Genomic DNA, 26,160 nt, shown 5'->3' on the forward strand with positions numbered 1-26,160 from the left:
GACTGACGGTCAGACGGCAGGACGCGCCACGACGCTGCGGGTTTCCATGCGGACTTCAGCGATGGTGACATCAATCACGTCAGTCACACGGTAAACCACTTCACCCTTGATCTGGACGCTGCCGTTTTCCTGGCTGCAGACCAGCTCATCACGTACCGCGTGAATGAACGGGGCCGGAATAAAGGCGACCGCACCATTTTCCAGCAGGCGAACGCGCATACCGCCGCGCGACACATCGATAATCTCGGCGCTGAAGCGACGATCGGTGGCCGCGAAAGGCGCCAGATAACGGGCATAGAGCCAGTCACCTACATCGCGTTCTGCCATCCGGTTCAGGCGGCGGCGCTCACTCATCGTGACTGTGACGGCCTGATCCGGGCGGGTGGCCTGCTCGCCACGGATAATCGCTTTCAGCAGACGATGGTTGACCATGTCACCAAATTTACGAATCGGGGAGGTCCAGGTGGCGTACGCCTCCAGGCCCAGCCCGAAGTGCGGGCCTGGCTCGGTGCTGATCTCTGCAAAAGTCTGAAAACGGCGAATGCGGCTGTCCAGGAACGGGGTTGGCAGGGCGTCAAGTTCACGACGCAGCACGCGGAACCCTTCCAGCGTGGTGATCGCCTGCGCATCTGCCGTCACGCCGTGGCTGGCCAGAACGGCAGCCGCCTGTTCAGCATTGGTGATGTCGAAACCGGCATGGACGTTGTAAATTCCGAAGCCGAGGCGATCGCGCAGGACCTGCGCCGCGCAGATGTTCGCCAGAATCATCGACTCTTCAACGATGCGGTTCGCGATGCGGCGCGGTTCAGCCACAATCTCCAGCACTTCACCTTGTTCACCCAGCAGGAAGCGATAATCAGGACGATCTTTAAACACCAGCGCATGCGTCTGACGCCATTCGCTGCGCGCCAGACAGAGACGATGCAGCAGACGAATCTGCTCTGCAATCGCCTCGCTTTCCGGCTGCCAGCTGCCGCTGTTTTCCAACCAGTCAGAGACATCGTCGTAAGCCAGCTTCGCTTTGGATTCAATCCAGGCGGCAAAAAACGTTACGTCATCGCCCAGTGAACCATCCGCTGCCACGGTCACACGGCAGGCCAGGGCCGGACGGCGGACGTCAGGACGCAGCGAGCAGACATCATCAGAGAGCTCGCGCGGCAGCATCGGGATATTGAAGCCTGGCAAATAGTTGGTGAACGCACGCTGAGCAGCGACCTTATCGAGCTGGCTGCCTTCGGCCACCCAGGCGGTAGGATCGGCGATAGCGATGGTCAGACGCAGGGAGCCATCCGCCTGCGCCTCTGCAAACAGCGCATCGTCCATATCCTGCGTGCTGGCGCTGTCGATAGTCACGAAGCTGAGCGCCGTGAGATCTTCACGCGTCAGATTTTCATCCAGCATCTCACCAAAGCTGACATCGGGCGCTTCACGCTCCAGGTTGTGACGCGACAGCGTCACCCACCACGGCGCCAGGTGGTCATCGGCTTTGACAATAAAATCGGTAATTTCGGCGTAAAAGCCGCGATCGCCTTTCAGCGGGTGACGACGCATCTCCGCCACGGCCCAGTCACCATTCTCAAAAGGATGGCTGACATCGCGCGCCGGGCGACACGGGATCGCATCTTTCAGCAGGGGATGGTCCGGCACAATCGACAGGCGATCGTCTTTCTTCTGAACCCGGCCGACAAAGCGGCTCAGGAACGGCTCAACCAGGGTTTCCGGCTCAGCGCTTTCGCGATCTTTATCGCTGTGGATCACCGCAACAATGCGATCGCCATGCATCACTTTCTTCATCTGCGGTGGCGGGATGAAGTAACTCTTCTGTGCGTCGACTTCCAGAAAGCCGAAACCTTTTTCGGTGCCTTTAACAACGCCTTCAGCACGAGGCGTTTGCGAATGGAGCTTCTCTTTCAGCTGCGCGAGCAGCGGGTTATCCTGGAACATAATTTTTCGTTTCGTGGCCTGATTGCGGCTGACAGTTTTACGCGATTCGACGCCGCGCGGCAAGGCAAAAAGCCGGACAAGCCGGCTTTTCAGGATGGGGTGAAGTCGCTGTCAGGCAATGCGCTGATCGGCCAGCGCCGACGACAGTTCCAGCTTCACCGGTACGGATTTAGAGGTCGGGGTGCCACTGCCGTCGCCGAAGCTGTTCAGCGGCACCAGCGGGTTGGTTTCCGGGTAATAAGCCGCCAGGTTACCGCGCGGAATATTATAGGAAACCAGCTTAAAGCCGCTGACGCGACGGGTGATGCCATCGTTCCACAGCGTTTCGATGTCCACATTCTGGCCTTCGGTGAAGCCCAGGTCGGCCATGTCATCCGGGTTGATAAACACCACTTCACGCTGACCAAATACGCCACGATAACGGTCATCGAGGCCGTAAATGGTGGTGTTGTACTGGTCGTGTGAGCGCAGCGTCTGCAGCGTGAAAGGCACCGCCTGATCGAGATTCGGGAAGAGCGAATCCGGCAGGGAGGCGGCACAGAACTCCGCTTTCTGGCTTGGCGTATTAAAGCGTAACTCTGCGGCCGCGTTACCCAGATAGAAGCCACCCGGAATATCGCATTTGGCGTTAAAGTCAGCAAAGCCCGGAATAGTGGCAGCGATATGTTCGCGGATCAGGTTGTAATCACCTGCCAGTTCGCGCCATTTCACCTTGTCACTGCCCAGCACCGCTTCAGCGATACCGGCCACGATCGCCGTCTCTGAACGCTGGGTATCCGCCAGCGGGATGCCGATCCCTTCAGAGGCGTGCACCATGCTGAAGGAATCTTCGACCGTAATGAACTGGTTGCCGGTCGCCTGCCGATCGCGCTCGGTACGGCCCAGCGTCGGCAGAATCAGCCCTTCGTGACCCGGCACCAGGTGGCTGCGGTTCAGTTTGGTGCTGATATGCACGGTCAGGCCACAGCGTGACAGCGCCTCTTCGGTGCGCGGTGAATCGGGCGCGGCCGCAGCCAGGTTACCGCCCAGCGCAATCAGCACTTTGACTTCATCACGCAACATGGCGTTCAGCGCCTCAACGGTGTTATGTCCAGGCGCACGCGGCGGTTCGAAACTGAAATGGTTACCCAGCGCATCCAGGAAGGCTTTGGCCGGTTTCTCATCAATGCCCATCGTGCGGTTGCCCTGCACGTTACTGTGACCGCGTACCGGGCAGAGGCCCGCGCCTTTTTTGCCCAGCTGACCGAACAGCAGCTGCAGGTTGGTAATCTCCCGCACGGTATCGACCGAATGCTTGTGCTGGGTAATCCCCATCGCCCAGGTGCAGATCACCCGGTCTGCGCTCTGATAGATAGCTGCAGCTTCGCGGATCTGCGCCTGGGTCAGGCCGGACTGCGCCACAATCTGCATCCAGCTGGTGTTGTCCACGGCGTCGAGGTAGGCCTCAATGCCGTTGGTTTTGGCATTGATAAAGGTCTGATCGAACAGGCCGCTTTCACCTGCCGCCAGGCGGGCACGGTGGGTTTCCAGCAGCGATTTCACCATGCCACGCACCGCGGCCATATCGCCGCCCAGATTAGGCTGGTAGTAGGCGGAGCTGATAGTGCCCGCTTTGGAGGTGACGACTTCCAGCGGCTTCTGCGGATCGGCAAAGCGTTCCAGACCGCGTTCGCGCAGGGTGTTAAAAGTGACGATCTTCGCGCCGTGGTCGGCAGCATGACGCAGGCTGTGCAGCATACGCGGATGGTTGGTGCCGGGGTTCTGACCGAAGACAAAAATGGCATCGGCGTGATCGAAATCATCCAGACGAATGGTGCCTTTACCAACGCCGATACTGCGCTTCAGGCCGGTTCCGCTGGCTTCGTGGCACATGTTAGAGCAGTCAGGGAAGTTGTTGGTGCCCATCAGGCGACCGAACAGCTGATAGAGCCAGGAGGCTTCGTTGCTGGCGCGGCCGGAGGTGTAAAGCTCCATCTGGTCCGGATGATCCATTGCCCGGATATGCTGCGCGATCAGCGCAAAGGCCGCATCCCAGCTAATCGGCTCGTAGTGATCGGTTTCGGCGTTGTAGCGTAGCGGATGGGTCAGACGGCCCTGATACTCCAGGAAGTAGTCACTCTGGGTATAGAGCGTAGTGACGCTGTGTCTGGCAAAGAAGTCGGTGTCGACAACGCGGCGTGTCGCTTCCCAGGTGACCGCTTTGGCCCCGTTTTCGCAGAAGCTGAAGGTACTTTTGTTGTCATCGCCCCAGGCGCAGCCCGGACAGTCAAAACCGCGCGCTTTGTTCATGCGCATCAGGTTGCGCATATTTTTCAGGGCCGCTTTGCTGTCAAGAACGAAACGCGTGGTGGCTTCCAGTGATCCCCAACCGCCCGCAGCGGCACGGTAAGGTTTAATTTGGCGTTTAAATTTCATATAAGTGCAGGCTTTTTTATAATTGGCATTATTGTTTGATGTTTGTTATCAGGTTATATCCTGATGGTGAAAAGAAGTCTGCAGCTATCCTCAAATCTTGTCTAATTGATTGACATAATGGTGCGATAGCTGGCGTTTATCGTGCAGGCGTCCAAAGTGTGATGCTGGTCAGAATTTGCCCGTTTTAAACCTGCTGATAACAGGAGTTATCGCCACATCGGACGCATACTTGCTGTTTGCATCCAGCGAGGCGTAACCCAATGAAACAGCTGACCAGCCAGATTCATGCGTTTGGCAAAGCATTAATGATGCCGATCTCCGTTATCGCAGCCGCAGGGATTTTCCTGGGGCTGGCAGCGGCGATGCAGAACCCGGCCGTCACCGGCGAGGCGTTTGCCCAGATGCAGGTGCCGCAGATAATTATTGGCTTTATCCGTAAAGTGGCCGGTGCTCTGTTTGCTAATCTGCCGCTCTTCTTTGCCGTGGCGACCGCTATCGGGCTGGCGAAAGCGGAAAAACCCACCGCCGCCTTTGCCGCCGTGATTGGCTATATCGTGATGAACGTCGGCATCAGCGCCACCCTGGCGGCCAGCGGGATCACCGCCGCTACCACGACACCGGCTGCGCTGCAGCAGGCGGGGCTGGACCAGACTGCAGCGATGATGATGTCGGCGGAATATATCAGCATGCTGGGCATCTTTACCTACAACATGAGCGTGCTGGGCGGGGTGATCGCCGGGCTGGTGACGGTGGTGCTGCACAATCGCTTTTACACACAGCAACTGCCCACGGCGATTAGCTTCTTTAGCGGACGGCGGTTTGTGCCGATTGTCACTGTGGTCTGCCTGCCACTGGTCGGGGTGCTGCTGGCGCTGATCTGGCCGACTATTGGCAGCGGTATCGCCTGGATCGGTCAGATGATCGGTAAAAGCGGCCAGTATGGTGCGTTTCTGCTGGGCACATTCGAGCGCATCCTGATTCCCACTGGCCTCCATCACATCCTGAATGAAACTGTGCGATTTACCCCCATCGGCGGCATGGCGGTCGTGGATGGTCAGACGGTGGTCGGCGCGCTGAACATCTTCAATGCGTCGTTGACGCATCCGGGGTCAATTCCTGATGAGACGCTGCGTTCCGCCACGCAGTTTCTGGCTCAGGGCAAAATCCCCGTCATGATGTTTGGATTGCCCGCCGCGGCGCTGGCGATCTACCACACTGCGCGACCTGAGCATAAAGCGCGGGTCAGGGCGCTGGTGATGGCCGGGGCGCTGACGTCGTTTACGACCGGCATTACGGAACCGCTGGAGTTCTGCTTTATCTTTGTTTCCCCCGTGCTCTACCTGCTGCATGCGTTTCTCACCGGCCTGTCATTTATGCTGATGTCGATGCTGCACCTGATGATTGGCAATGTGCAGGGCGGCATCATCGATCTGGTGGTATTTGGCATGCTGGGCGGCGCAAAGACGCACTGGTGGTGGACGCTGGCGCTGGGGGCAATCTATGCGCCTGTTTACTACTACGCCTTCCGGCTGGTGATTACGCGGATGAATGTGGAGACGCCAGGCCGCGAATCGGAGGATGAAAAACCGCAGCAGGTAGCCGCCGATGAGCGCACCCAGGTGATTATCAGTGGGCTGGGCGGGCAGGCCAACATTGAGGATGTCGATTGCTGCTTTACCCGGTTGCGGGTAAGGGTAAAAGCGATGAATCAGGTGGTTGATCAGACGCTGATGAGTACCGGTGCCAACGGTATCAACCGCGTCAGTGACCACGATGTTCAGGTGATCTATGGCCCGCAGGTCGAGAAGATTGCCAGTGAGGTGAAAAGTGCGTTGGGGGTCGCCTGAACCGGCCTTAATGCCTCGTCAGGGGACACTGTGCGCGCCATGCTGTTGGACCTGACCGGCCGATGCCGTTACGCTTAATGTAACTAAAAAAAGCGCGCCCCTAATGGGACGCGTTTTTCTGCCGATATAGCGACACTGTCCTCCTCATTTTCGGAACGTTGTGATGTCGTTAAAAAAATCCTCCCTGATTATTTTCTCTTTCCTGCTGGTGCTGTTTCTGGCCAGCGTGGCAATCAGTACTTCGTTGCTGTTTCAGAGCAATCACTCCCTGAATGCGGTCAATAAAGAAATTCGCGTGGTGCTTTCGGTGATCGACCCGATCAACCACAGCCGTACGCTGCGTGTCCGCCTGATGGAATATATGAAAGCGACGGAAGGCAGCGATGCCAGCAATCCCGCCACCCTGGACAGCGTACGCACTGTCGCCGGTAAAGCGGATGCGGCCTTCCAGGCCTACATGAATGCCCCACGTCTGCCGGGCGAAGAGGCGGACGCAGAGGCCTATCGTCAGGCTTATCAGGCGTATCGCCAGCAGGGACTGCAGCCATTAATCGAGGCGGCAGAGGCGCACGACCAGCTGCGTTTTAAAAACCAGATCGCCACCGTGGTTCACCTCGATCGCCAGTATGAGATCATCCTGGACCGGGTGCTGGCGCAGCATGAGGCTTATGCCAGAAAACTGAACAGCGATGCGCAGAGCCACTTCTCTACCGGCGTGATGCTGCAGGCACTGTCGGGTGTGCTGTTCTTTGCCATCATCATCGCCATCTATCTCTTCATGAAACGTTATGTGCTGGCGCCACTTAACGATGCGCAGGCGCACTGTAAGCTGATCGCGGCAGGCGTACTGGATTCCACGGTGCCGGTTAAGCCTGGCTCGCGCAGTGAAATTCAGTTGCTGATGGGGTCGCTGGAGCAGATGCGCAGCGCGCTGACCGCCATCATTCATCAGGTGCGCGATTCCACCCGCTCAGTCTCTACCGCTTCGCAGGAAATTGCAGCAGGCAACATCGATCTCGCCTCGCGAACCGAGCAGCAGGCTGCGGCGCTGACCGAAACCGCGGCCAGCATGGAGCAACTGGGCGCAACGGTGAAACAGAATACGGAAAACGTTTTCGAAGCCTGCCGTCTGACCAGTGAAGCGGTGAAGAACGCAGAGAGTGGCGAAAAAGTGTCGCAGGAAGTCGTGGTCTCAATGGGGCTCATCAACACCAGCTCGAAGAAGATTGAGGAGATCACTACGGTCATCGACAGCATCGCTTTCCAGACTAACATTCTGGCGCTGAACGCCGCCGTCGAAGCAGCCCGCGCGGGCGAGCAGGGACGCGGGTTTGCGGTAGTCGCAGGCGAGGTGCGTAATCTGGCCCAGCGCAGCGCCACGGCCGCTAAAGAGATTGAGAGTCTGATTGCCGAATCGGTTTCAATCATCCGCACCGGCTCTGATCAGGTCAGCCGCACCGGTGAGGCGATGAATGCAATTATCTCCTCGGTCAGCCGCGTGAATGAGCTGATGGAGCATATCTCGACCGCGTCGGATGAGCAGAGTCGCGGCATCGGTCAGATCGAGCAGGCGGTGACCGAGATGGACAGTGTTACCCAGCAGAACTCGGCGCTGGTGCAGGAGTCGGCTGCCGCGTCCGCCTCGCTGGAGGAGCAGGTGCAGTACCTGACTCAGTCGGTCGCAACGTTCCGTCTGGCAGGCCAGTAACCCTCACGTCTGAGCCTCAGCCGCGCGGAACCGGACTGCGGTTCCGCGCGGCAATATCGCAATAAACGCGAGCATCGATTCAGTGACTTGTGGCCGGGAAAGGATCGGCGGAAAATAGGGCTTTCATCGTAAGGGGGCGTCATGCTAATCAGCACCGAAAATGCCCGCAGCAGCAGCGCAGATACCCGACTGGCCTGCACGCTGGCCGCTGCCGCAGGCGCGCTGAACACTGCCGCCTTTGAGATCGTCGGTTTTTTTTCTGCCAATATGACCGGTAATGTCTCGCTGTTGTCCGATCAGCTGGCCAAAGCGAATGCGGGACCGGGCCTTTTTTTCCTTTCTGTCGTGCTGCTTTTTATTGCGGGATCCGCCTGCTCGACGCTGATCATTAATGCCGGGCAGCGCCGGAATATCCGCACCATTTATGCCTTTGTCATTCTCACTGAGGGCGCCGCACTGATGATACTGGGGGGCGTGGAACAGCTCTTTTCCCCTCACGCTACCGGTGTGGTACTAATTACCAGTCTGAGCTTTTTAATGGGTCTGCAAAATGCGGTAGTCACCCGAATCTCCAATGCCCGGGTACGTACGACCCATGTTTCCGGCACGGCGACGGATATCGGCATCGAGCTGGCGATGTTGTTTGAAGTGCTTCGACGCAAGGCGTCACCTAAAGAGACGCCGCTCTATTTCAGCCGCCTGCGCCTGCACTCGCTCACACTGCTGGCGTTTCTCGCAGGCGGGGTGGCCGGAATAGGACTTTACAGACTGCTCGGCGACAACTTTCTGCTGCCGGTGGGGGGCGGGTTAATTTGCCTGGCGCTGAAAACGATCTGTACCAGACAGAGGAAACAGAAAGGGTGAAGTGCCGGTTCTTGCACTGTTGGCGGAGGCTGCGCCCGATGCGGTTCGCCGCCCGGTGAGAACAATAGCCAGGTTAACCACCGCCGCACAAAGTCATATTCCACGTGGCAGGCACGCCGGCTGTCAGGAGAGACGTGCCTGCAAAAGCGCCGCAGTTCATTTCATCCGGGAGAGTGGATATCAGTCAAATACACCATTGATGACAGCCGTCACCACAGCCGTGCTCAGGGCAATAAGCACTAAATCGTTACCTACTGCCCGCCACTCGTAGCCGGGATAGTAGGGCAGTTCATTGATCATTGAAGCAGGCAGACTTTTTTTAGCGATACCCGGCGGTAAAGGCTTGCCACGCGCGACCTGTTTAGCGATGCCCGGTGGCAAAGAGGGGTAATTAACCAGACCATAATTAACCGCCAGCGTACGTGCCCGTGAGAAATTGATATCCGATCCCACGCGGTCAGGCTGCCCCCTGTTTTCAGGTCCCTGATGTCTCTTTTTCGGCTTATCGTCATGACGCCCCTGATTGCCGTGAGCACCCTTATTTCCATGATGGCCATTGCCATTGCCATTGCCATTGCCGGGATTTGCAGAGCCTGGCGACGCAAAAACGGCGAGCCCCAGAACCAGTGCCAGAAGTGAAACAAGAGGGCGATGCTTTTGCATAAGTCTGACTCCTCAGAATCAACGTATCTTTTTTATTGAGTATGGACTGGAATGACGCCGAAGGTAAATGTGACCAGGCGCGATGCATAAAAACGGCGCTGTGTGGGATAACAGGCATCGGCAGCGTTACGCATAGCCTGTTGTGCTGCGGTGAGACCGGCAAAAGCCTATCTCAGCCGGAAGGGTCAGGAATAGCCCGCTGGTGGGGTTTTCGCTGCCGGTGGCGTGTCAGAGCCGGTTATGCGCCGGATAAGGATCCGGCGGGGGCGCCGGGCGCTGAGCAACATACAGAACGCAACGCTGGAGGCATCAGGGCCGATTGATCCGTGCGTCAGCTGATACGCTGACGCTGCTCCCGACGATACTTGTGATAATCCTCATCGCACTCAACAGAACAGAAAGCCGTATCCGCCACCACAGATTCATCTTTGCACCAGATGCACATGCCGTCGGGGCTCACGACTTTTGGCTTACGTGCTGCCAGGGAGGCCGCAAGATGCGCCTCTTCACGCTCCTGAGCTAAATCTATCTCATCCATAAATAACTATAACCTCTTCAAATTTTAATTATTAAAACATAAATTGTTATCTGCAAAAAACCGTCAGAGGACAGAATAGCCTGATAGCTGCAGAAGAATCAGCAGAGGGGGCCTCTCTGCAATGGAAATCGTGAGGTACGGCGTAACAGGATAGCGCAATCTGGCGAACAGAGGATGCTTAAGACGCCGACGCTACCTGAGGTCTGTCCCTGAACAGCCAGTTTATCGGTGACGAGCAGCCGCTAACGGGTCGCCCTGCATCTTCATGACTAAGCCTTATGCTTGCGTCTGGTCTGGTGATAAGCGCACGACTTTTTTTGATCCTGCACTTCTCTGCATGGCCTGACCCGCCTGATGCTACCCACAACGCAGCCAGCGCCGCCTATTCCCTGTGTCAGAAAACCGGGCCAGGACGCATAAATGCGTTATCGGCTTCGCATCTGAGCAACCGACACTTTAAGATCGGGTAACACAACGGGGGTTCCGCAGCGTCAGCGACTGTCGCGGAGGCGCTTTATACGCTGGCGAAATGGCAGGTCAGCAGTGGGGTGGTTTGAAGCAGGGTGATATTCGGCATACTATGAACGTCATCATAGTCGTTAAACGTATTAACGTATTCAGTACCCCGGTTGGCCCTAATAGATGGCTGGCTGAAAGATGAATCCTTACGTCACTGATGGTAAAAAAATATCGACATCAAACAATTGATTTACTTGTGTAATCTGGAGCGTGAACGCCATTTCGGGCGGGCCGCTGAAGCCAGTTTTGTAACACAGCCTACACTCTCAATGCGCCTGAAAAACCTGGAGCGTGAGCTGGGCCTGCCACTGATCAACCGCAGCAATAACTTCGCCGGTTTTACCCCGGAGGGGGATCGCGTGCTGGCCTGGGCACGGGAGATCGTCTCAGTCTATCAGGGGCTCAAGCTTGAAGTTGAATCACTGAAACATGGGGTGAACGGCACGCTGCGGGTGGGCGTGGTGCCGCAGTGCAGTATGGCTTTACCGCTGCTACTGAAAGCGGTGCAGTCACATTATCCTCAGCTCGACTACCGCATTGCCGTACTGAGCGCCGACCAGTTGCTGGAAGCGCTGAACAGCCACACTGTAGACGTCGGTATCGGCTTTTTTGAGATGGCGACGCTGAGGGAACTGCATTTCCAGACGGAGATGCTGGCAGATCAGGGGGTGGAGGCCGTGTTTCATCCTGACCATTTTCCCATGCTGGCAGGGGAAACGCCGCTGACGCTGGCTGAACTGGCGCAACAGCCTCTCTGCCTGGCAGAGCCAACACGCTACTTCCGTCGCTATCTCGATATGGCGTTTCGCGAAGCGGCGCTGGTGCCGAGAGTTATTGTGGAGAGCGCCTCAGTGATGCAGCTGATGCAGTGCGCGCAGGTCGGTCTTGGGTTACTGGTGTCGCCGGTCGGACATCTGCTGCCGGCTTCACTCCAGGGACTGCAGCAGCGCGCGATTACGCTGCCGCCCATGGCACGTCAGGCGGCGCTGGTCATCGCTGAACCGGGCCGGGCCACACCGCTTGCGCAGCACTTCTTCGACGAAGCGCGTGCGCGGCTGCCGTGCTAACCGCGGCTACTGTGTTTCGCCAAGCGCATAGAACAGCCGACTGTTCCAGTTGCCAATGGCGACACGCTGGATTAGTGCGAACACGGCATCCGCCTCCCAGCCTGCCGCAATCAGCGGTTGCAGATGGGCTGCGCTGACGCGTTCGGGAGAGCGGGTCAGCTGCGCTGCCAGCGCAACAATCTGCTGCTGCTCGCCTGTGGCGCCAGCCTCATCGACCCCATCAATCAATATTTCACTCCCCGGCAGCAGCCGGAATGCCCAGCGGCTGCCCAGAATGCGGGCCGCAGTTGCCTCCGCCAGGGCAGGGTGCTGCGGCAGATGCTGGCAGAGTTGCGCCCAGCCGCAGAGAGCAGAGGGGTCGTGGGCCAGCAGCCATACAGCCTCCTGCATTCCCGGAAGAGACTGGCAGCGTGTAATGGCCGCAAGCTGCTCCGCACTGGCATAGCGCAACGCCAGCGGCTTCAGCGCGGGCTGCCAGCGGCCAGGCTGGTCGAATCCGGTGGTGTCTGCATCGGGTGGTGCGGTACTGCCGGGCAGCCAGCGAACCGGCTGAGCCTGCAGCGCCTGCAGACCCGCGACTACCCGGGCCTGATAACTGACAAAACCGATCACCTGGTTCAGTGTCACAATATCGGGTTCCGTCAGGCCAACGGTATCCAGTGCTGCGATTGCGCTGGCGCTAATCAGCCCGGGCTGCATCGCCAGCTGGCGCGCATACTGCGTAATCTGGGTCAGACGATTATTGCTCTCGCGTGAAGAGTCCGGTCCGGGCAGCGGATTCAGGCGCGCAGAGTAGTGATTACACAACCGCTGCACACCCGCGACCTGTGCCACCGTCAGCGCGATGCTGAGGCGATCATAAAGTGTTAACGTGTGAGTGAGCGATGTCACCACGCGATCGGGGAAAAGACGCTGCGCCAGATCGCGGCCTGCCAGCAGGGCGGGCTGATGTCCCTTCAGCAGCGCCTGCATTTCAGCATTATCAGCGTGGCAGCCCAGCAGGAAACGATCGTCAATATGAGCGGCCTCGGGTACCAGCGGCGCGGCCTGAGAAGTCCGTGGACGGGTCTGGCTCTCGTAAAACCAGTGGTTATGGCCCGGATAGCGGCGTTGTTCCATGATCAATCCTTTTGCAGATTCGGGTTCGGTATGCAGGCGGCAGAATCTGAAAATGTGCATAAACCGAAGAGCAGGCTTATCGTCGCTGATGGCCAGTCCGGGGCAAAAGAATGATCGGTGATAAATAATAGCGTTACGGTATAACGGCAGAAAAATCAGGCAGGTTAGGGGGGCAGAGGGAAGGAAAAGGGCGAGCCAGGCTCGCCCTCCGGCACTTATTTCAGTTCCAGTTCGTTCATCGCGGCAATGCTGAAGCCGCCATCAACGTGGACCACTTCACCGGTGATGCCGCCAGCCAGATCAGAGCAGAGGAACGCAGCTGAGTTGCCGACATCTTCAATGGTCACAGTGCGGCGAATCGGGGTGACCGCTTCGCAGTGTGCCAGCATCTTACGGAAATCTTTGATGCCTGAGGCGGCCAGGGTACGGATAGGACCGGCAGATACGGCGTTAACACGTACGCCTTCCGGACCCATAGCGTTTGCCATGTAACGCACGTTGGCTTCCAGAGAGGCTTTCGCCAGACCCATTACGTTGTAGTTCGGGATGGCGCGCTCAGCACCCAGGTAAGAGAGCGTCAGCAGCGCAGAGTGCGGGTTCAGCATCTCGCGGCACTCTTTTGCCATCGCCACGAAACTGTAGGCACTGATGTCATGCGCGATTTTGAAGCCTTCGCGGGTAACGGCGTTCACATAGTCGCCAACCAGCTGCTCGCTTGGGGCGAAACCGATAGAGTGAACGAAACCGTCAAATTTCGGCCAGGTTTTTGCCAGTTCAGTGAACAGAGATTTGATGCTCTCATCTTCGGCCACGTCACATGGCAGTACGATGTCTGAACCCAACTCTTTGGCAAACTCTTCCACACGACCTTTTAACTTGTCGTTCTGGTAGGTGAAAGCCAGCTCTGCGCCCTGTTTGTGCATCGCCTGTGCAATACCGTAGGCGATGGAAAGTTTACTGGCAACGCCAGTAATCAGAATGCGCTTACCGGAAAGAAAACCCATAGCTGTAATCCTTATGGTCATTGTAGTTGGCGGCCGCATGGTTAAAAAGTAAGCGACCGACGTTAATCGACGTGCGGATTCTAGCACGTCTCTCATAAATCAGGTAAATCGACCCGCAATTTCCGCGACAGGCGGTAAAAATCAGCGCTCGCGCCGCCAGGCTTCGGCACTTAACGCCTCGCCAAAGTGGCTGCTGATCAGTCGTCGGGTCAGATCGTGCAGTGGAGAGGCCAGCACATCTGCAGTGCCGCCGCGTTCTACCACTTCGCCCTGATGCATCACCAGCACTTTGTCGCTGATGTGCTTCATCATCCCCAGATGCTGGGTCACATAGATGTAAGCGATGCCATGCTTTTCCTGCAGCTCCAGCATCAGATTCACCAACTGGGAACGCATCGTCATATCCAGCGACGCCAGGGCTTCGTCGGCCACAATCACTTTCGGTTGCAGGATCAGCGCGCGCGCCAGGCCCAGACGCTGCTTCTGACCGGGCGCCAGCATGTGCGGATAGTATCCGGCGTGATCGCGCAGCAATCCCACCTGGCGCAGGGTAGCAATGATGCGCTTCTCGCGTGCCTCTGCATCGAGGTCGGTATTCAGCCGCAGCGGAAACTCCAGAATCTGACTGATACGCTGGCGCGGGTTAAGCGACGTGGACGGGTCCTGAAAAATCATGCGGATGCGCTGGCTGCGATAGCCATAATCGCCGAAGCTCAGCGGGTGATCGTCAATCAGAATCTCCCCTTCGGTAGGCGCGACCATGCCACTGAGCATCTTCGCCAGCGTGGATTTGCCGGAGCCGTTTTCACCGATGATCGCCAGCGTCTGCCGTTCACGCAGGGTAAAACTGACCGATTTCACCGCCTCTACGTGCTGACGGTGAAACAGGCCCGTGCGGTAGCGAAATGTTTTACTCAGATTGCGCACTTCCAGCAGGGTTTCCATGTTATTGGCCCTCCATGTTCAGCGGGAAATGACAGGCATAGCGGTGCGTTTTACTGCCGGTCAGCCGGGGGGTCTCAATACATTTGCGCTGCGCATAAGGGCAACGGGGTCCCAGACGACAGCCAATCGGCAGACTCTCCAGGGATGGAATCGCCCCTGACAGAGTATTGAGACGGCTTTTGTGCGGCAGGGCGCGACCAAAGTCGGGCATTGCCCGAATCAGCGCCTGGGTATAGGGATGGTGCGGCGTACTCATTAAATCTTCGCTCTGGGCCGTTTCCACCGTCTGACCGCAGTACATTACGTCAATGCGGTCAGCCCACTGGCTCATGGTGCGCAGGTCGTGACTGATCAGCAGAATCGTGGTGCTGTTGTTCTGATTCAGGCGGCTCAGCAGACGGAAAATCTGCGCCTGTGTCGTGGGTTCCATGGCGTTGGTAGGTTCATCGGCAATCAGCAGACGCGGCTGGTTTGCCAGCGCGATGGCAATCATCACCTTCTGACACTCGCCTTCAGTCAGCTCATAGGGAAAGCTGCGCATAATATCTTTGTGATCTTTGATGCCGACGCGATGAAGCAGTTCGATGGCGCGGGTTTTACGCCAGAACCAGAAGCGTTTCAGCCAGGGGCCTTTGTAGGTCCAGCGCGGAATCGCCTGCATCAGCTGACGACCGATGCGCTCTGAGGGATCAAGACAGGATTGCGGTTCCTGAAAAATCATCGACACATTCTGTCCGATGATGCGGCGGCGTTCACGCGGCGTCAGGCGCAGCAGATCGACATCATCAAAGACCATACGGTCGGCGGTAACGCGCCAGTTGTCATTAGTCACGCCACAGATAGCTTTGGCCACCAGACTTTTACCGGAACCGGACTCGCCCACCAGCCCGCGGGTCTCGCCTTCGCCCAGCGTCAGATTCACGCGATCAACCGCCTTGACCGGTCCGTCAGCGGTCATAAATTCAATGGTCAGATTACGGATATCGAGTAACGGCATTTATTCTACTCCCGCTTCGACGGCGCGACGGATGCCGTCACCCAGCAGGTTAATAATTAATACGCTGACCATCAGCGCCACGCCGGGCAGCATCACGGTCCAGGGGGCGACATAGATCAGCTCCAGCGAATCTCCCAGCATCGCACCCCATTCCGGCGAGGGCAGCTGTGCGCCCAGGTCGAGAAATCCCAGCGCTGCGATGTCGAGAATCGCCATCGACAGCGCGCGGGTGATCTCGGTAATCAGCATCGGTAAAATGTTAGGCATAATGGCGTAGCGCAGGATATTACGCCCGCTGGCCCCGTCAAGGCGCGCCGCCACCACATACTCTTTTTCCAGTTCATCATGCACGGCGCTGTAAATTTCACGCACCAGACGTGGCATCAGTGCCAGCCAGACTGCCAGCAACGCGTGTTCCAGTCGTGGCCCGAGAAACGCCACCACGATAATGGCCAGCAGCAGCGACGGGATAGAGAGCAGGGTATCCAGCACATGGTTCATCACCGCCGAGCGGATACCGTGCGTCATTCCGGCCAGTACGCCCAGCACCAGTGCACCCAGGGTCGCGAAAATCGTGACCAGAATCGCAGAGCCGACCGTCGGGCCCGCACCGCTCAGCAGGCGGCTCAGAACATCCCGGCCCAGATCATCCGTTCCCAGAAAGAAGGAGACGTCACCGTAGCGTGACCAGGAGGGCGGCAGTAACTGATAGCCAAGAAACTGCTGATCGATGCCATAGGGCGCGAGCAGGCCGCCGAACAGACAGAGCAGCAGCAGTGCGCTGAAGCCATACAATCCGACCATGGAAATTGGCTTGCTATAGAAATGCTGCCAGCTCTGACGAAAAGCGCTCGGCAGGCGTTTTTCGGCGTAGATATTATCGACGGGCATACCATTCCTTATGCTTCAGCGGATTCAGCGCCGCACCAATGACGTCAGAAATCACGTTAACCAGTATCACCAGCCCGCCGATCACCATCACACCCGCGGAGATCGCCGCATAATCCTGCTGACGAATGGCATTGATCAGCCAGCGGCCAAGGCCAGGCCAGTTAAAAACCATCTCGGTGATCATCGCCAGTGTCAGCATGCTGGAAAATTGCAGGCCCAGACGCGGGATCACCGGCGGCAGCGCATTGTGCAGCACATGGCGGCGGATTACCGTAAAGCGCGACAGCCCGCGCGTGGCGGCTGCTTTGACATAGTTCTTATCCATCACGTCGCTGGTGCTGTTGCGCAGCAAGCGGATCACTTCCGTCGTCGGGGCCATTGCCAGTACCAGCACCGGCAGCACCAGGTGAGAGAGGGCACTGACGATCATCTCGTGTCGCCACGGTGAGGGGCTCAGCCAGGCGTCAATCAGCGCAAAGCCCGAGATATTTTTCACCGGATAGAGCAGATCGTGACGACCCGACACCGGCAGCCAGCCCAGGGTCAGGGAAAAGAAGAGCGTCAGCAGCAGCGCGAGCCAGAAAATGGGCGCAGAGAAGCCGACCAGCGCCAGCGCGCTGATGGTTTTGTCCTGCCATTTATTGCGCATGACGCCAGCACTGATCCCGAGCGAGATCCCCACCAGCAGGGCAAACAGGAAGGCCAGGATGCACAACTCCATGGTCGCCGGGAAAACTTCACGTAGCTGCAGGCCAACCTCCTGCCCGTTGGTACTGGAGACGCCGAAATCGAACTGCAGCATCCCTTTAAACCAGAACCACCAGGCATCAGAGAGCGCGGCGCCTTCCAGCGGCGCGTTGGGAGTGAAGTAGCTCAGGCTGAAGCTGACCAGCGACAGCAGAAACAGGGTAATAATCAGCAGCAGCAGACGCCGAAGAATATAGATAATCACTTACTTTTCCTTATCGCTTTCACGATAAACCCCGGCAAACGACGCGTTGCCGAACGGACTCAGCACCAGCCCTTTAATATCATGACGGAACGCCTGCAACCGCAGTGAGGAGGCCAGCGGCAGCACCGGCAGCTCCTGCGCCAGAATCTGCTGTGCCTTGTCATAACTGTCGATGCGGCCAGCAAGCTGCTGAGATAACAGGGCATTCTGCAGCGTTTCATCGAAAGCGGGTGAGCACCAGTGAGCGTAATTGGTCTGGGAGCGAATTGCCGCACAGCTGAGCAGAGGCCGGAAGAAGCTGTCGGGGTCATTACTGTCCGTCGCCCAGCCCGCCAGCGTCAGATCATGATTCATCGCCATCAGCTGCGCCTCCTGAAAACGGCCTTCTACCGGCACTATTGTCAGCTGGACGCCTACCTGCGCCAGATCCGCCTGCAGCAGTTCTGCGGTTTTTAGCGGGCTGGGATTCCAGGACTGAGAGGCAACCGGCACGACCAGTCGCAGATGCAGATCGCTGATCCCCAGCGCCGCCAGCGCCGCGCGGGACTTCGCGGGATCATAGCTGGTGATACGGGCATCATTATCATAGGCCCAGGAGGCACGCGGTAAGATAGAGGCCGCCGTTTCAGCGGTGCCGTAATAGATGGACTCCATCAGGCGTTCGTTGTTGATGGCCAGCGACAGGGCGTGACGCACCTCGGGTCGATCGAGTGGCGGTTTACGGGTATTAAAGGCCAGATAGGCGACGTTCATACCGGGACGCAGCGTCATCCGCAGACGGGGATCGTCACGCAGAATGGTCAGCTGGCTGGCTGCGGGATAGGCCAGCACATCGCATTCACCGGTTAAGAGTTTAGAGAGCCGTCCGGTACCGCCCGTTCCGAGGTCGATCACCGCCTGTTGCAGGCGCGGAACACCTTTCCAGTAGTGAGGATTGCGCGCCAGCCGGATGTACTGACCGGTGCGATATTCGCTGAGCTGATAGGGCCCGGTGCCGACCGGTTGCCGGTCCAGCTCTTCCTGGCGCCCCTGAGCGGTGAGCTGATCGGCGTACTCTTTCGACAGAACGGGCGCGTAGTGGGTCGCCATGTGCCAGAGGAATGAGGCATCCGGGCTGTTCAGCCTGAACTCCACCGTTCTGTTATCGATTTTTCTGACGCTTTGTACGGAATCAGCGAACTGCAGACTGTCAAAGTAGGGATAGTAACCGCCATTGACGTTATGCCAGGGATGATGCCTGTCGAACATCCGGGCAAAGCTGAAAACCACATCATCGGCGTTCAGCGTGCGGGTCGGATGGAACTGATTGGTCTGCTGAAACTGCACGCCGCTGCGCAGATGAAAGCGATAGGTCGCGCCGTTATCGCGCACTTCCCACCCCGACGCCAGGTCGGGCTTGAGGCGATAGGTGTAAGGATCAACGTCCAGCAGGCGATCGTACAGCTGCGCCGCCAGCGTATCAACCGTCAGCCCGCTGCTGGCCATCTGTGGGTTAAAGGTGTTGAGGGTGCCGCTGACACAATAGACAAAGCCGGTCTGGCGAATATCACCTGCCGGTGCCGACCATGCAGGTACACTTAAGGCACTGAGGCTCAGCAACAGCGAATAGAGTAGTTTTGACATAGAACTCAACAGTTTTGAGGCATTAGTGAGAGTGTATCGCAAAGCGGGCGGAGTCCCAAAACCTGCGACGACTGCCAGCCTCTTTTTCATCATGGCTGCGCGAAATAGCACACACAAAAGATATGGTAATGAGAAATATTCTCAATAAACGCTTTACAGATGATAATGAGAATGATTATTATTCTTTTGCGATTCGACGGTGGCTCTGCCGGAGAAAAGCACGACATTGCTCACATTGCTTCCAGTATTGTTGCCCGCCTGATGGCGGGCTTTTTTTTGCCCGCTTCAGCAGGTCTTGATGTCCCGCGAACGGAGCGTTAACCACACTACGCACTTTCTATCCGGGGCCACGCGTCGCCGCACCTGCCGGCTGCGTCAGATAACAGCCCGTCATTCAGCCGATTAGTTTTCCGCTTTAATGTCGTGCTTTTTCATCATCGCGCGCAGCTGATGATAGGTGACGCCGAGTAATCCCGCCGCGCGGCGCTGGTTATAACGCGCCTGATGCAGACTGGACTCAACCAGATCGCGCTCCTGCTGATTCTGCCACTGCCGCAAATCCAGCGGCAGCGCGGGCAGGGCGCGGCTCTCAGCGTCCTGACTGGCAGGCAGAAGCGCGACCGGCTCCTGGCGCGTCGCAAATGGGTTGATAATCACCTTGTCCAGCGGCTGCTCGCTGCTGTTATGACGATAAACCGAACGCTCCACCACGTTTTTCAGCTCGCGAACGTTGCCCGGCCAGTGATAGTCGAGCAGCGCCTGCTGCGCCCGCGGCGTAAAGCCAGGAAAAAGCAGCAGGCCAAGCTCGCGGCACATCTGAATAGCAAAATGTTCAGCCATCACCAGAATATCGCTGCGACGTTCGCGCAGGGGCGGTAACTGCACCACATCAAACGCCAGACGATCCAGCAGGTCGGCGCGGAATTTTCCCGCCGCCGCCAGCGCGGGCAGATCTTCATTCGTGGCACAGACCAGCCGGACGTTCACCTGCAGGGAGTGATTGCCGCCAACGCGCTCCAGCTGGCCATACTCAATCACCCTCAGCAGCTTTTCCTGCACCAGCATCGGCGCAGTGGCCAGTTCATCCAGAAACAGCGTGCCGCCGTCCGCACGCTCAAAACGTCCCAGGTGGCGCTTCTGTGCGCCGGTAAAGGCCCCTGCCTCATGTCCGAAGAGTTCGGAGTCCAGCAGATTCTCATTCAGCGCCGCGCAGTTCAGTGAGATAAACGGGCCCTGCCAGCGGTCAGAGAGATAATGTAGCCGGCTGGCGATAAGCTCTTTACCCGTTCCGCGCTCGCCAATCACCAGCACCGGTTTCTCCAGCGGGGCCAGCTTAGAAACCTGTTCCAGCACTTCCAGAAAATTGTTCGACTCGCCCAGCAGATTATCATTTGATCCTGTCATGATGAAATTCGCCACCCATTAATCATTTTGACTATCTTAGGGCAAGCTGAGGGCGCTGTAAAATATTAAATTCATTTAATATCAGTGGCTTATAAAACTGGCACGCATCTTGTATTAACTAAACCGGGCAACACATATTTAAAACATCAAAAGAGGAACAGCATTATGGGTATTTTTTCTCGTTTCGCCGATATCGTGAACGCCAACATCAATTCCCTGCTGGAGCGCGCGGAAGATCCGCAGAAGCTGGTCCGGCTGATGATTCAGGAGATGGAAGACACGTTAGTTGAAGTGCGCTCCACCTCAGCACGGGCGCTGGCAGAAAAGAAACAGCTGTCACGCCGTATTGAGCAGGCCGAGATTCAGCAGGCTGAATGGCAGGAAAAAGCGGAGCTGGCGCTGCGCAAAGATAAAGAAGATCTGGCCCGGTCTGCGCTCATTGAAAAACAGAAACTCACCGACCTGATCGCGTCGCTGAAGCAGGAAGTGAGTCAGGTTGAAGAGACGCTGGAGCGGATGAAAGGCGAGATTGGCGAGCTGGAGAAAAAACTCAGCGAAACCCGTGCCCGCCAGCAGGCGCTGACCCTGCGTCATCAGGCCGCCTCTTCATCCCGCGATGTCCGCCGTCAGCTGGACAGCGGCAAAATTGATGAAGCGATGGCACGCTTTGAGTCTTTCGAGCGTCGCATTGATCACATGGAAGCGGAAGCAGAGAGCCACGGTTTTGGTAAACCCAAAACGCTGGACCAGCAGTTCACTGACCTGAAAGCAGATGACGAGATCAGCCAGCAGCTTAACGCGCTGAAAGCCAGAATGAACCGCAGTGAGTAATTGCCGACATTGCGAAAGTGATTAAGGAGAGTCAATGAGCGCACTTTTTCTCGCCATACCCTTAACGATCTTTGTGCTGTTTGTCGCACCGATCTGGTTATGGCTGCATTACAGCAACAAGCGTAACGGCGGTTCGGAGCTGTCGCAAAGCGAAATCCAGCGTCTGCAGCGCGTCACCCAGGACGCGCAGCGGATGCGGGATCGGATCGATGCGCTGGAGGCCATTCTGGACGCCGAACATCCGAACTGGAGGCAGCCATGATGATGAAAGGCCGTAAGCTGTGGCGCAAGCCCGCTGAAGGAAAACTGATGGGGGTCTGCGCAGGCCTGGCGGAGTATCTGGACATACCGGTGCGTCTGCTGCGGGTCATCGTGGTGCTATCCCTGTTCTTTGGCCTGTTTCTTTTTACCGTCATTGCCTATTTTGTACTGGGTTTTGTGCTGGATGAGAAACCCGCCTCTGTGACAGAGGAGGCGCGCCAGCCCAGCGCCAGCGAACTGCTGGATCAGCTGGAACGCGCCCTGCAGCGCGACGAAGGCAGCGTGCGTGATATGGAACGCTATGTCACCTCTGAAACCTTCAGCGTGCGCAGCCGTTTCCGCCAGATCTGATACGTTGTTTCCGGGCCGTTTCCGGCCCGCATGCTAATCCGATGGAGGTGTTGATGTCTTATTCGCGATCCACTGCTTTTCGTCACCGCGCGGCACCTGCATTGAAGTCGGCGGCGAAATTTATCATTATCAATGCGGTGACCTATGGTCCGGCTGGCGTGACCGGCTGGGCAGTAAAATCGGTAGCGCGACGCCCGTTACGGCTGCTGCTGGCGGTGGCGCTGGAGCCACTGCTGAAGCGCGTCATGAACCGCATGGCGTCGCGTTTCATCAGGGAGAAAGATGAAAAGACTGCAAACTGAATTGATGGCGTTGATGAACCGTGGCGTCGACCGCCATCTGCGCTTAGCCGTAACCGGGTTAAGCCGCAGCGGAAAAACGGCGTTTATCACCTCACTGGTTAATCAGCTTTTAACGGTTCACAGCGGCGCTCGTTTGCCGCTGTTTTCTGTGGTGCGGGATGAGCGTCTGTTAGGAGTAAAACGGGTGCCACAGCGGGATATGGGCACCGCGCGCTTTACCTACGACGAAGGGCTGGCGCAGCTTTACGGCCAGCCGCCCGCCTGGCCTGTACCGACCCGCGGCGTCAGTGAAATGCGTCTGGCGCTGCGCTATCGTCCGGGTGATTCGCTGCTGCGCCACCTGAAAGAGACCGCGACGCTCTATCTGGAGATCGTCGATTATCCCGGCGAATGGCTACTGGATCTGCCGATGCTGGCGCAGGATTACACTGCCTGGTCGCGGCAGATGAATGGACTGCTGCAGGGCGATCGCGCGGAGTGGGCAAAGCCCTGGCGCGAACTGTGCGAAAAGTTTGACCCGCTGGCACCCGCCGACGAGACGCTGCTGGCGGAGATCGCTGCGGCCTGGACCGACTACCTGCACCGCTGTAAATCGGAAGGTCTGCACTTTATCCAGCCGGGCCGCTTTGTGCTGCCTGGCGATATGGCGGGTGCGCCTGCGCTGCAGTTCTTCCCGCTGCCTGCACTGGATGAGGCCCAGCTCGCGAAGCTGTCACAGGCTGATAAAGGCAGCAACTTCTACATGCTGCAGCAGCGATTTAGCTACTACTGCCAGCATGTCGTAAAAGGCTTTTATAAAAATCATTTCCTGCGGTTCGATCGCCAGATCGTGCTGGTCGACTGCCTGCAGCCGCTGAACAGCGGTCCCCAGGCATTCAATGATATGCGGCTGGCGCTGACCCAGCTGATGCAGAGCTTTCATTACGGGCAGCGTACGCTGTTCCGCCGTCTGTTTTCCCCGGTGATTGATAAACTGCTGTTTGCGGCCACCAAGGCGGACCACATCACCAGCGACCAGCACGGCAACATGGTTTCTCTGCTGCAGCAGCTGGTGCAGGATGCCTGGCAGAACGCCGCATTCGAAGGGATCAGCATGGATTGCATCGGCCTGGCGTCGGTGCAGGCGACGCAAAGCGGGCTGGTCGATCACCGGGGCGAGAAGATCCCGGCCCTGCGCGGCCACCGGCTGGCGGATGGAGAACCGCTGACCGTCTATCCCGGCGAAGTACCGCCCCGTCTGCCGGGGCACGCTTTCTGGCAGCAGCAGGGTTTTCAGTTTGAACAGTTCCGGCCGCAGCAGCTCGATGTCGATCGTCCGCTGCCGCATATCCGCATGGATGCCGCGCTGGAATTTTTGTTGGGAGACAAATTACGATGAGTGAACCGCTGAAGCCGCGTATCGACTTTGCCCGCCCGCTGGATGAGAGCACGCACACACCGCTGCGTCCGGCACAGAGTTTTGACCCGGAAGCGCAGGCGGCGTTTCTGGCAGTGCCGGATGACGAGGTGCCCGTTGAAGAAGAGGGCGCGGGTGAGCGGGCAGTGGAAGCAGCGCTGAAACCCCGCCGGAGTGTGTGGCGCAAAATGGTCACCGCAGGCGCGCTGCTGTTTGGTGTCAGCGTTGTCGCGCAGGGTATTCAGTGGACGCATGACGCCTGGCTCGCCCGTGACTGGTTTTCACTGGGCAGCGGTGTTGCGGGCGGCCTGATCGTGCTGGCGGGCGTCGGCGCACTGACCGCCGAGTGGCGTCGCCTCTATCAGCTGCGTCAGCGCGCGGAAGAGCGGGACGTGGGGCGCGAACTGCTGCAGAGTCACGGCATCGGTAAAGGCCGCGCATTCTGTGAAAAGCTGGCACAGCAGGCGGAACTGGATCAGGCGCATCCGGCCTTGCAGCGCTGGCACGCCTCTTTACATGAAACGCACAATGACAGTGAGATTGTCCGGTTGTATGCGCAGCTGGTCCAGCCGGTGCTGGATCGCCAGGCGCGGCGCGAGATCAGCCGTCATGCAGCGGAAGCCACGCTGATGATTGCGGTCAGTCCGCTGGCGCTGGTGGATATGGCGTTTATCGCCTGGCGTAACCTGCGGCTGGTAAACCGTATTGCGGCGATATATGGCATTGAGCTGGGCTACTTCAGCCGCATCCGGTTGTTCCGGCTGGTGCTGATCAATATGGCGTTTGCCGGTGCATCCGAGCTGGTCAGAGAGGTGGGGATGGACTGGATGTCGCAGGATATCGCCGCCCGGCTCTCAACCCGTGCCGCGCAGGGCATTGGCGCGGGACTGCTGACGGCGCGGCTGGGCATTAAAGCGATGGAACTCTGCCGTCCTCTGCCCTGGCTGGAGCAGGATAAACCACGGCTCGGCGATTTCCGCCGCGAGCTGCTGGGCCAGATGAAAGAGGCGTTACAGAAGGGCGGCAATAAGTCAGCCTGATATCCGGCAGAACGAACAGAGGCGGCCTGGCCGCCTCTGTTTATTATTGTGGCTGACGAAGCACCTGCCGCGAATCAATAGTAATACATGCTCCGGGACAGGCTGCTTCATCGGTGATCACCGGATCCGCTGGCAGCGTAAAGGCCATGCCATTTTTCTCCCGGATAAAATGTGCCATCCCGGCAAATGTCCATGACATGCTCAGGCCAAGCCCGCCAAAATCATCATATTTTCGTAAGGTTGCCACTTTCGGCAGATACTCACCGGTCAGACGATAATAGAGCGCGCCGCTGAACGTTTTTGGAACCTGCTGAGTGATGGCCCGCTCCAGAAGGGCAAACTCTTTACGCGCCGGCACAGAGTAGCCGTTAATCAGATGATTAACGGACAGTGAGGTGGTGACGATCACCAGCAGCGCATAAAACAGACGCTGCCATTTCATCTTTTTGCCGATCTCAAACAGGCCGAGAATAAAGGCGCTGGTGGTAATTAACGCGCCGGCAATCAGGGTGCGGTATGCCGCCATGCTTTCACTGACAATCAGATTAGGCAGTGCAGCGATCAGCAGCAGCACAAACATCAGGTAAAATTTGTCGTTACCCGCCGCCTTAATCTTTCTGAGTCCCACGCCAATAATGAGTGATGAAATAATCACCGATACGGTTTTCGCGCCAAGGTCGAAATTGCAGATAACGTTTTTCAGGTACTCGGTGAAAAACCATTTCAGCTTAACCGGGATATCGTAGCTGAAAGCCGCGCGCGGCAGCGTGTGGCCATAAAGCTGAACCGGAAGCACTTTAGAGGCGATCAACGCAGCCAACATGCCGGCACCCAGCACCAGCAGCGCGATGGCCGCCCGTCGTTTCTCAATTCTGCGCGCAGAGAAACAGAGGTCGAGCGCCGCAAAGAAGGTGAAGCTCATCGCCGCAGGCTGATAAAGACAAAAAGCCAGCGTCAGCAGAACGATCGCGACAGCCGGACCGGTGATGCCCGGCCGGGTTGAGAGGCGGTAGCTGGCACCGGCCAGCAGAATGGCAGCAATATAGGGAAAGCAGGAGGCCCAGGCCACATACACCTGAAATGAGGGCAGCAGGCAGAGCAGCAGCGAAAAGGTAATTCGCTGGGCCTGACTCTCAAACAAAGCATATTTCTCGCACAGCGTATAAATATAATACCCGGTGGCGATCAGCAGAAGAATGGCAATTGAACGCAACAGCGCCAGTCGGGCTATGCTCTCTACCAGAAAAGAGGCACCATACTGAATAAGGCCATAGACCGGTCTGCCGGATAGCGTATCCCAGTTTAAAATACTCAGCCTGTCGAAGTTCGCCCAGTAGAGATTGGTCCAGTCATCGGTATAGGCGTAATGCGTTAAATAAGCGGGGCTGTAGGCAATCAGCATAACGACGGCAAACAGCAAAAAAATGCGGCGGCGGGTCAGGCCGTGTTCATTGGAGGTCATCCTTTATCCTTTTAATC

Annotated in this window: 24 protein-coding genes; 11 read left to right on the forward strand and 13 right to left on the reverse strand. The window is 57.6% G+C overall.

Going from position 1 to position 26,160, the window contains the following annotated elements; all coding sequences use genetic code 11:
- Window positions 1-9 precede the first annotated feature (9 nt).
- Complete coding sequence (locus RT657_RS00305) at window positions 10-1,944, reverse strand: exoribonuclease II (RefSeq protein WP_313651420.1); 1,935 nt, start codon at window positions 1,942-1,944, stop codon at window positions 10-12.
- Between the two features lie 111 nt (window positions 1,945-2,055).
- Window positions 2,056-4,359 (reverse strand): FdhF/YdeP family oxidoreductase, encoded by a 2,304-nt coding sequence (locus tag RT657_RS00310; RefSeq protein ID WP_313651422.1) that lies wholly within the window; start codon window positions 4,357-4,359, stop codon window positions 2,056-2,058.
- Between the two features lie 260 nt (window positions 4,360-4,619).
- On the opposite strand from RT657_RS00310, the gene RT657_RS00315 reads away from it, so the two are divergent.
- The 3 genes from RT657_RS00315 to RT657_RS00325 all read left to right on the forward strand — a co-directional run bounded on the left by RT657_RS00315 (window position 4,620) and on the right by RT657_RS00325 (window position 8,778).
- Window positions 4,620-6,206 carry a PTS transporter subunit EIIC gene (locus RT657_RS00315; RefSeq protein WP_313651424.1) on the forward strand — a complete coding sequence of 529 codons (1,587 nt, stop codon included), beginning with the start codon at window positions 4,620-4,622 and terminating at the stop codon, window positions 6,204-6,206.
- Window positions 6,207-6,369: 163 nt separating this feature from the next.
- On the forward strand, window positions 6,370-7,914 hold the full coding sequence (locus RT657_RS00320) for a methyl-accepting chemotaxis protein (protein WP_313651426.1): 1,545 nt from the start codon (window positions 6,370-6,372) through the stop codon (window positions 7,912-7,914).
- A gap of 141 nt (window positions 7,915-8,055) precedes the next feature.
- On the forward strand, window positions 8,056-8,778 hold the full coding sequence (locus tag RT657_RS00325; RefSeq protein ID WP_313651428.1) for a YoaK family protein: 723 nt from the start codon (window positions 8,056-8,058) through the stop codon (window positions 8,776-8,778).
- Window positions 8,779-8,958: 180 nt separating this feature from the next.
- Here RT657_RS00325 and RT657_RS00330 read toward each other — a convergent pair whose 3' ends face one another.
- Together RT657_RS00330 and RT657_RS00335 are read right to left on the reverse strand one after the other, a co-directional pair.
- Window positions 8,959-9,441 carry an anti-virulence regulator CigR family protein gene (locus RT657_RS00330; protein ID WP_313651430.1) on the reverse strand — a complete coding sequence of 161 codons (483 nt, stop codon included), beginning with the start codon at window positions 9,439-9,441 and terminating at the stop codon, window positions 8,959-8,961.
- Window positions 9,442-9,772: 331 nt separating this feature from the next.
- Window positions 9,773-9,979, reverse strand: coding sequence for a hypothetical protein (locus RT657_RS00335; protein WP_313651432.1), 207 nt, complete (start codon window positions 9,977-9,979; stop codon window positions 9,773-9,775).
- Window positions 9,980-10,668: 689 nt separating this feature from the next.
- Between RT657_RS00335 and RT657_RS00340 the strand changes: the two genes are divergently transcribed.
- Entirely contained in the window at window positions 10,669-11,565 is an 897-nt protein-coding gene (locus tag RT657_RS00340; RefSeq protein WP_313652671.1) for a LysR family transcriptional regulator, read from the forward strand.
- Between the two features lie 6 nt (window positions 11,566-11,571).
- Here the strand turns inward: RT657_RS00340 and RT657_RS00345 are convergent, their stop codons facing one another.
- From RT657_RS00345 to sapA, 7 genes are all read right to left on the reverse strand, one after another.
- Window positions 11,572-12,684, reverse strand: coding sequence for an oxidoreductase (locus RT657_RS00345; RefSeq protein WP_313651434.1), 1,113 nt, complete (start codon window positions 12,682-12,684; stop codon window positions 11,572-11,574).
- A gap of 215 nt (window positions 12,685-12,899) precedes the next feature.
- Window positions 12,900-13,688 (reverse strand): enoyl-ACP reductase FabI, encoded by a 789-nt coding sequence (gene fabI / locus RT657_RS00350; RefSeq protein ID WP_313651436.1) that lies wholly within the window; start codon window positions 13,686-13,688, stop codon window positions 12,900-12,902.
- A 141-nt stretch (window positions 13,689-13,829) separates the two neighbouring features.
- On the reverse strand, window positions 13,830-14,633 hold the full coding sequence (gene sapF, locus RT657_RS00355) for a putrescine export ABC transporter ATP-binding protein SapF (RefSeq protein WP_313651438.1): 804 nt from the start codon (window positions 14,631-14,633) through the stop codon (window positions 13,830-13,832).
- Between the two features lies 1 nt (window position 14,634).
- The gene (gene sapD, locus RT657_RS00360; RefSeq protein ID WP_313651440.1) at window positions 14,635-15,630 is read right to left on the reverse strand and encodes a putrescine export ABC transporter ATP-binding protein SapD; all 996 of its coding nucleotides are present in this window, start codon (window positions 15,628-15,630) and stop codon (window positions 14,635-14,637) included.
- Window positions 15,631-16,521: a putrescine export ABC transporter permease SapC gene (sapC, locus tag RT657_RS00365; RefSeq protein ID WP_313651442.1), complete on the reverse strand. Its 891-nt coding sequence runs from the start codon at window positions 16,519-16,521 to the stop codon at window positions 15,631-15,633.
- Window positions 16,508-17,473 carry a putrescine export ABC transporter permease SapB gene (sapB, locus tag RT657_RS00370; protein ID WP_313651444.1) on the reverse strand — a complete coding sequence of 322 codons (966 nt, stop codon included), beginning with the start codon at window positions 17,471-17,473 and terminating at the stop codon, window positions 16,508-16,510. Before sapB ends, sapC begins: the two co-directional genes overlap by 14 nt.
- On the reverse strand, window positions 17,474-19,096 hold the full coding sequence (gene sapA, locus RT657_RS00375; RefSeq protein WP_313651446.1) for an ABC transporter substrate-binding protein SapA: 1,623 nt from the start codon (window positions 19,094-19,096) through the stop codon (window positions 17,474-17,476).
- A 171-nt stretch (window positions 19,097-19,267) separates the two neighbouring features.
- On the opposite strand from sapA, the gene RT657_RS00380 reads away from it, so the two are divergent.
- A complete protein-coding gene (locus RT657_RS00380) occupies window positions 19,268-19,417 on the forward strand; it encodes a hypothetical protein (protein ID WP_313651448.1) in 150 nt (49 codons plus the stop codon).
- Between the two features lie 81 nt (window positions 19,418-19,498).
- Here RT657_RS00380 and pspF read toward each other — a convergent pair whose 3' ends face one another.
- A complete protein-coding gene (pspF, locus tag RT657_RS00385) occupies window positions 19,499-20,500 on the reverse strand; it encodes a phage shock protein operon transcriptional activator (protein WP_313651450.1) in 1,002 nt (333 codons plus the stop codon).
- A gap of 165 nt (window positions 20,501-20,665) precedes the next feature.
- On the opposite strand from pspF, the gene pspA reads away from it, so the two are divergent.
- From pspA to RT657_RS00415, 6 genes are read left to right on the forward strand one after another with little or no spacing between them, the layout of a single operon-like run.
- A complete protein-coding gene (pspA, locus tag RT657_RS00390; RefSeq protein ID WP_128086857.1) occupies window positions 20,666-21,331 on the forward strand; it encodes a phage shock protein PspA in 666 nt (221 codons plus the stop codon).
- Window positions 21,332-21,365: 34 nt separating this feature from the next.
- The gene (gene pspB / locus RT657_RS00395) at window positions 21,366-21,593 is read left to right on the forward strand and encodes an envelope stress response membrane protein PspB (protein WP_313651454.1); all 228 of its coding nucleotides are present in this window, start codon (window positions 21,366-21,368) and stop codon (window positions 21,591-21,593) included.
- Entirely contained in the window at window positions 21,593-21,943 is a 351-nt protein-coding gene (gene pspC / locus RT657_RS00400; RefSeq protein ID WP_288478135.1) for an envelope stress response membrane protein PspC, read from the forward strand. The genes pspB and pspC overlap by 1 nt, the downstream gene beginning before the upstream one ends.
- 53 nt (window positions 21,944-21,996) lie before the next feature.
- Window positions 21,997-22,245 carry a phage shock protein PspD gene (gene pspD, locus RT657_RS00405; protein WP_128086855.1) on the forward strand — a complete coding sequence of 83 codons (249 nt, stop codon included), beginning with the start codon at window positions 21,997-21,999 and terminating at the stop codon, window positions 22,243-22,245.
- A complete protein-coding gene (locus tag RT657_RS00410) occupies window positions 22,226-23,623 on the forward strand; it encodes a YcjX family protein (protein WP_313651458.1) in 1,398 nt (465 codons plus the stop codon). The genes pspD and RT657_RS00410 overlap by 20 nt, the downstream gene beginning before the upstream one ends.
- On the forward strand, window positions 23,620-24,681 hold the full coding sequence (locus tag RT657_RS00415) for a YcjF family protein (protein ID WP_313651461.1): 1,062 nt from the start codon (window positions 23,620-23,622) through the stop codon (window positions 24,679-24,681). Before RT657_RS00410 ends, RT657_RS00415 begins: the two co-directional genes overlap by 4 nt.
- A gap of 43 nt (window positions 24,682-24,724) precedes the next feature.
- Here the strand turns inward: RT657_RS00415 and RT657_RS00420 are convergent, their stop codons facing one another.
- On the reverse strand, window positions 24,725-26,143 hold the full coding sequence (locus tag RT657_RS00420) for a hypothetical protein (RefSeq protein ID WP_313651464.1): 1,419 nt from the start codon (window positions 26,141-26,143) through the stop codon (window positions 24,725-24,727).
- Window positions 26,144-26,160 lie beyond the last annotated feature (17 nt).

Source organism: Pantoea sp. (assembly GCF_032114055.1).
Classification (GTDB): Bacteria; Pseudomonadota; Gammaproteobacteria; order Enterobacterales; family Enterobacteriaceae; genus Pantoea.

Bases quoted from the DNA above. Each gene is read 5' to 3' on its own strand.
- RT657_RS00305 (WP_313651420.1), bottom strand. From the start codon at position 1,944: ATGTTCCAGGATAACCCGCTGCTCGCGCAGCTGAAAGAGAAGCTCCAT.
- RT657_RS00310 (WP_313651422.1), bottom strand. From the start codon at position 4,359: ATGAAATTTAAACGCCAAATTAAACCTTACCGTGCCGCTGCGGGCGGT.
- RT657_RS00315 (WP_313651424.1), top strand. From the start codon at position 4,620: ATGAAACAGCTGACCAGCCAGATTCATGCGTTTGGCAAAGCATTAATG.
- RT657_RS00320 (WP_313651426.1), top strand. From the start codon at position 6,370: ATGTCGTTAAAAAAATCCTCCCTGATTATTTTCTCTTTCCTGCTGGTG.
- RT657_RS00325 (WP_313651428.1), top strand. From the start codon at position 8,056: ATGCTAATCAGCACCGAAAATGCCCGCAGCAGCAGCGCAGATACCCGA.
- RT657_RS00330 (WP_313651430.1), bottom strand. From the start codon at position 9,441: ATGCAAAAGCATCGCCCTCTTGTTTCACTTCTGGCACTGGTTCTGGGG.
- RT657_RS00335 (WP_313651432.1), bottom strand. From the start codon at position 9,979: ATGGATGAGATAGATTTAGCTCAGGAGCGTGAAGAGGCGCATCTTGCG.
- RT657_RS00345 (WP_313651434.1), bottom strand. From the start codon at position 12,684: ATGGAACAACGCCGCTATCCGGGCCATAACCACTGGTTTTACGAGAGC.
- fabI (WP_313651436.1), bottom strand. From the start codon at position 13,688: ATGGGTTTTCTTTCCGGTAAGCGCATTCTGATTACTGGCGTTGCCAGT.
- sapF (WP_313651438.1), bottom strand. From the start codon at position 14,633: ATGGAAACCCTGCTGGAAGTGCGCAATCTGAGTAAAACATTTCGCTAC.
- sapD (WP_313651440.1), bottom strand. From the start codon at position 15,630: ATGCCGTTACTCGATATCCGTAATCTGACCATTGAATTTATGACCGCT.
- sapC (WP_313651442.1), bottom strand. From the start codon at position 16,521: ATGCCCGTCGATAATATCTACGCCGAAAAACGCCTGCCGAGCGCTTTT.
- sapA (WP_313651446.1), bottom strand. From the start codon at position 19,096: ATGTCAAAACTACTCTATTCGCTGTTGCTGAGCCTCAGTGCCTTAAGT.
- RT657_RS00380 (WP_313651448.1), top strand. From the start codon at position 19,268: ATGATTATTATTCTTTTGCGATTCGACGGTGGCTCTGCCGGAGAAAAG.
- pspF (WP_313651450.1), bottom strand. From the start codon at position 20,500: ATGACAGGATCAAATGATAATCTGCTGGGCGAGTCGAACAATTTTCTG.
- pspA (WP_128086857.1), top strand. From the start codon at position 20,666: ATGGGTATTTTTTCTCGTTTCGCCGATATCGTGAACGCCAACATCAAT.
- pspB (WP_313651454.1), top strand. From the start codon at position 21,366: ATGAGCGCACTTTTTCTCGCCATACCCTTAACGATCTTTGTGCTGTTT.
- pspC (WP_288478135.1), top strand. From the start codon at position 21,593: ATGATGAAAGGCCGTAAGCTGTGGCGCAAGCCCGCTGAAGGAAAACTG.
- pspD (WP_128086855.1), top strand. From the start codon at position 21,997: ATGTCTTATTCGCGATCCACTGCTTTTCGTCACCGCGCGGCACCTGCA.
- RT657_RS00410 (WP_313651458.1), top strand. From the start codon at position 22,226: ATGAAAAGACTGCAAACTGAATTGATGGCGTTGATGAACCGTGGCGTC.
- RT657_RS00415 (WP_313651461.1), top strand. From the start codon at position 23,620: ATGAGTGAACCGCTGAAGCCGCGTATCGACTTTGCCCGCCCGCTGGAT.
- RT657_RS00420 (WP_313651464.1), bottom strand. From the start codon at position 26,143: ATGACCTCCAATGAACACGGCCTGACCCGCCGCCGCATTTTTTTGCTG.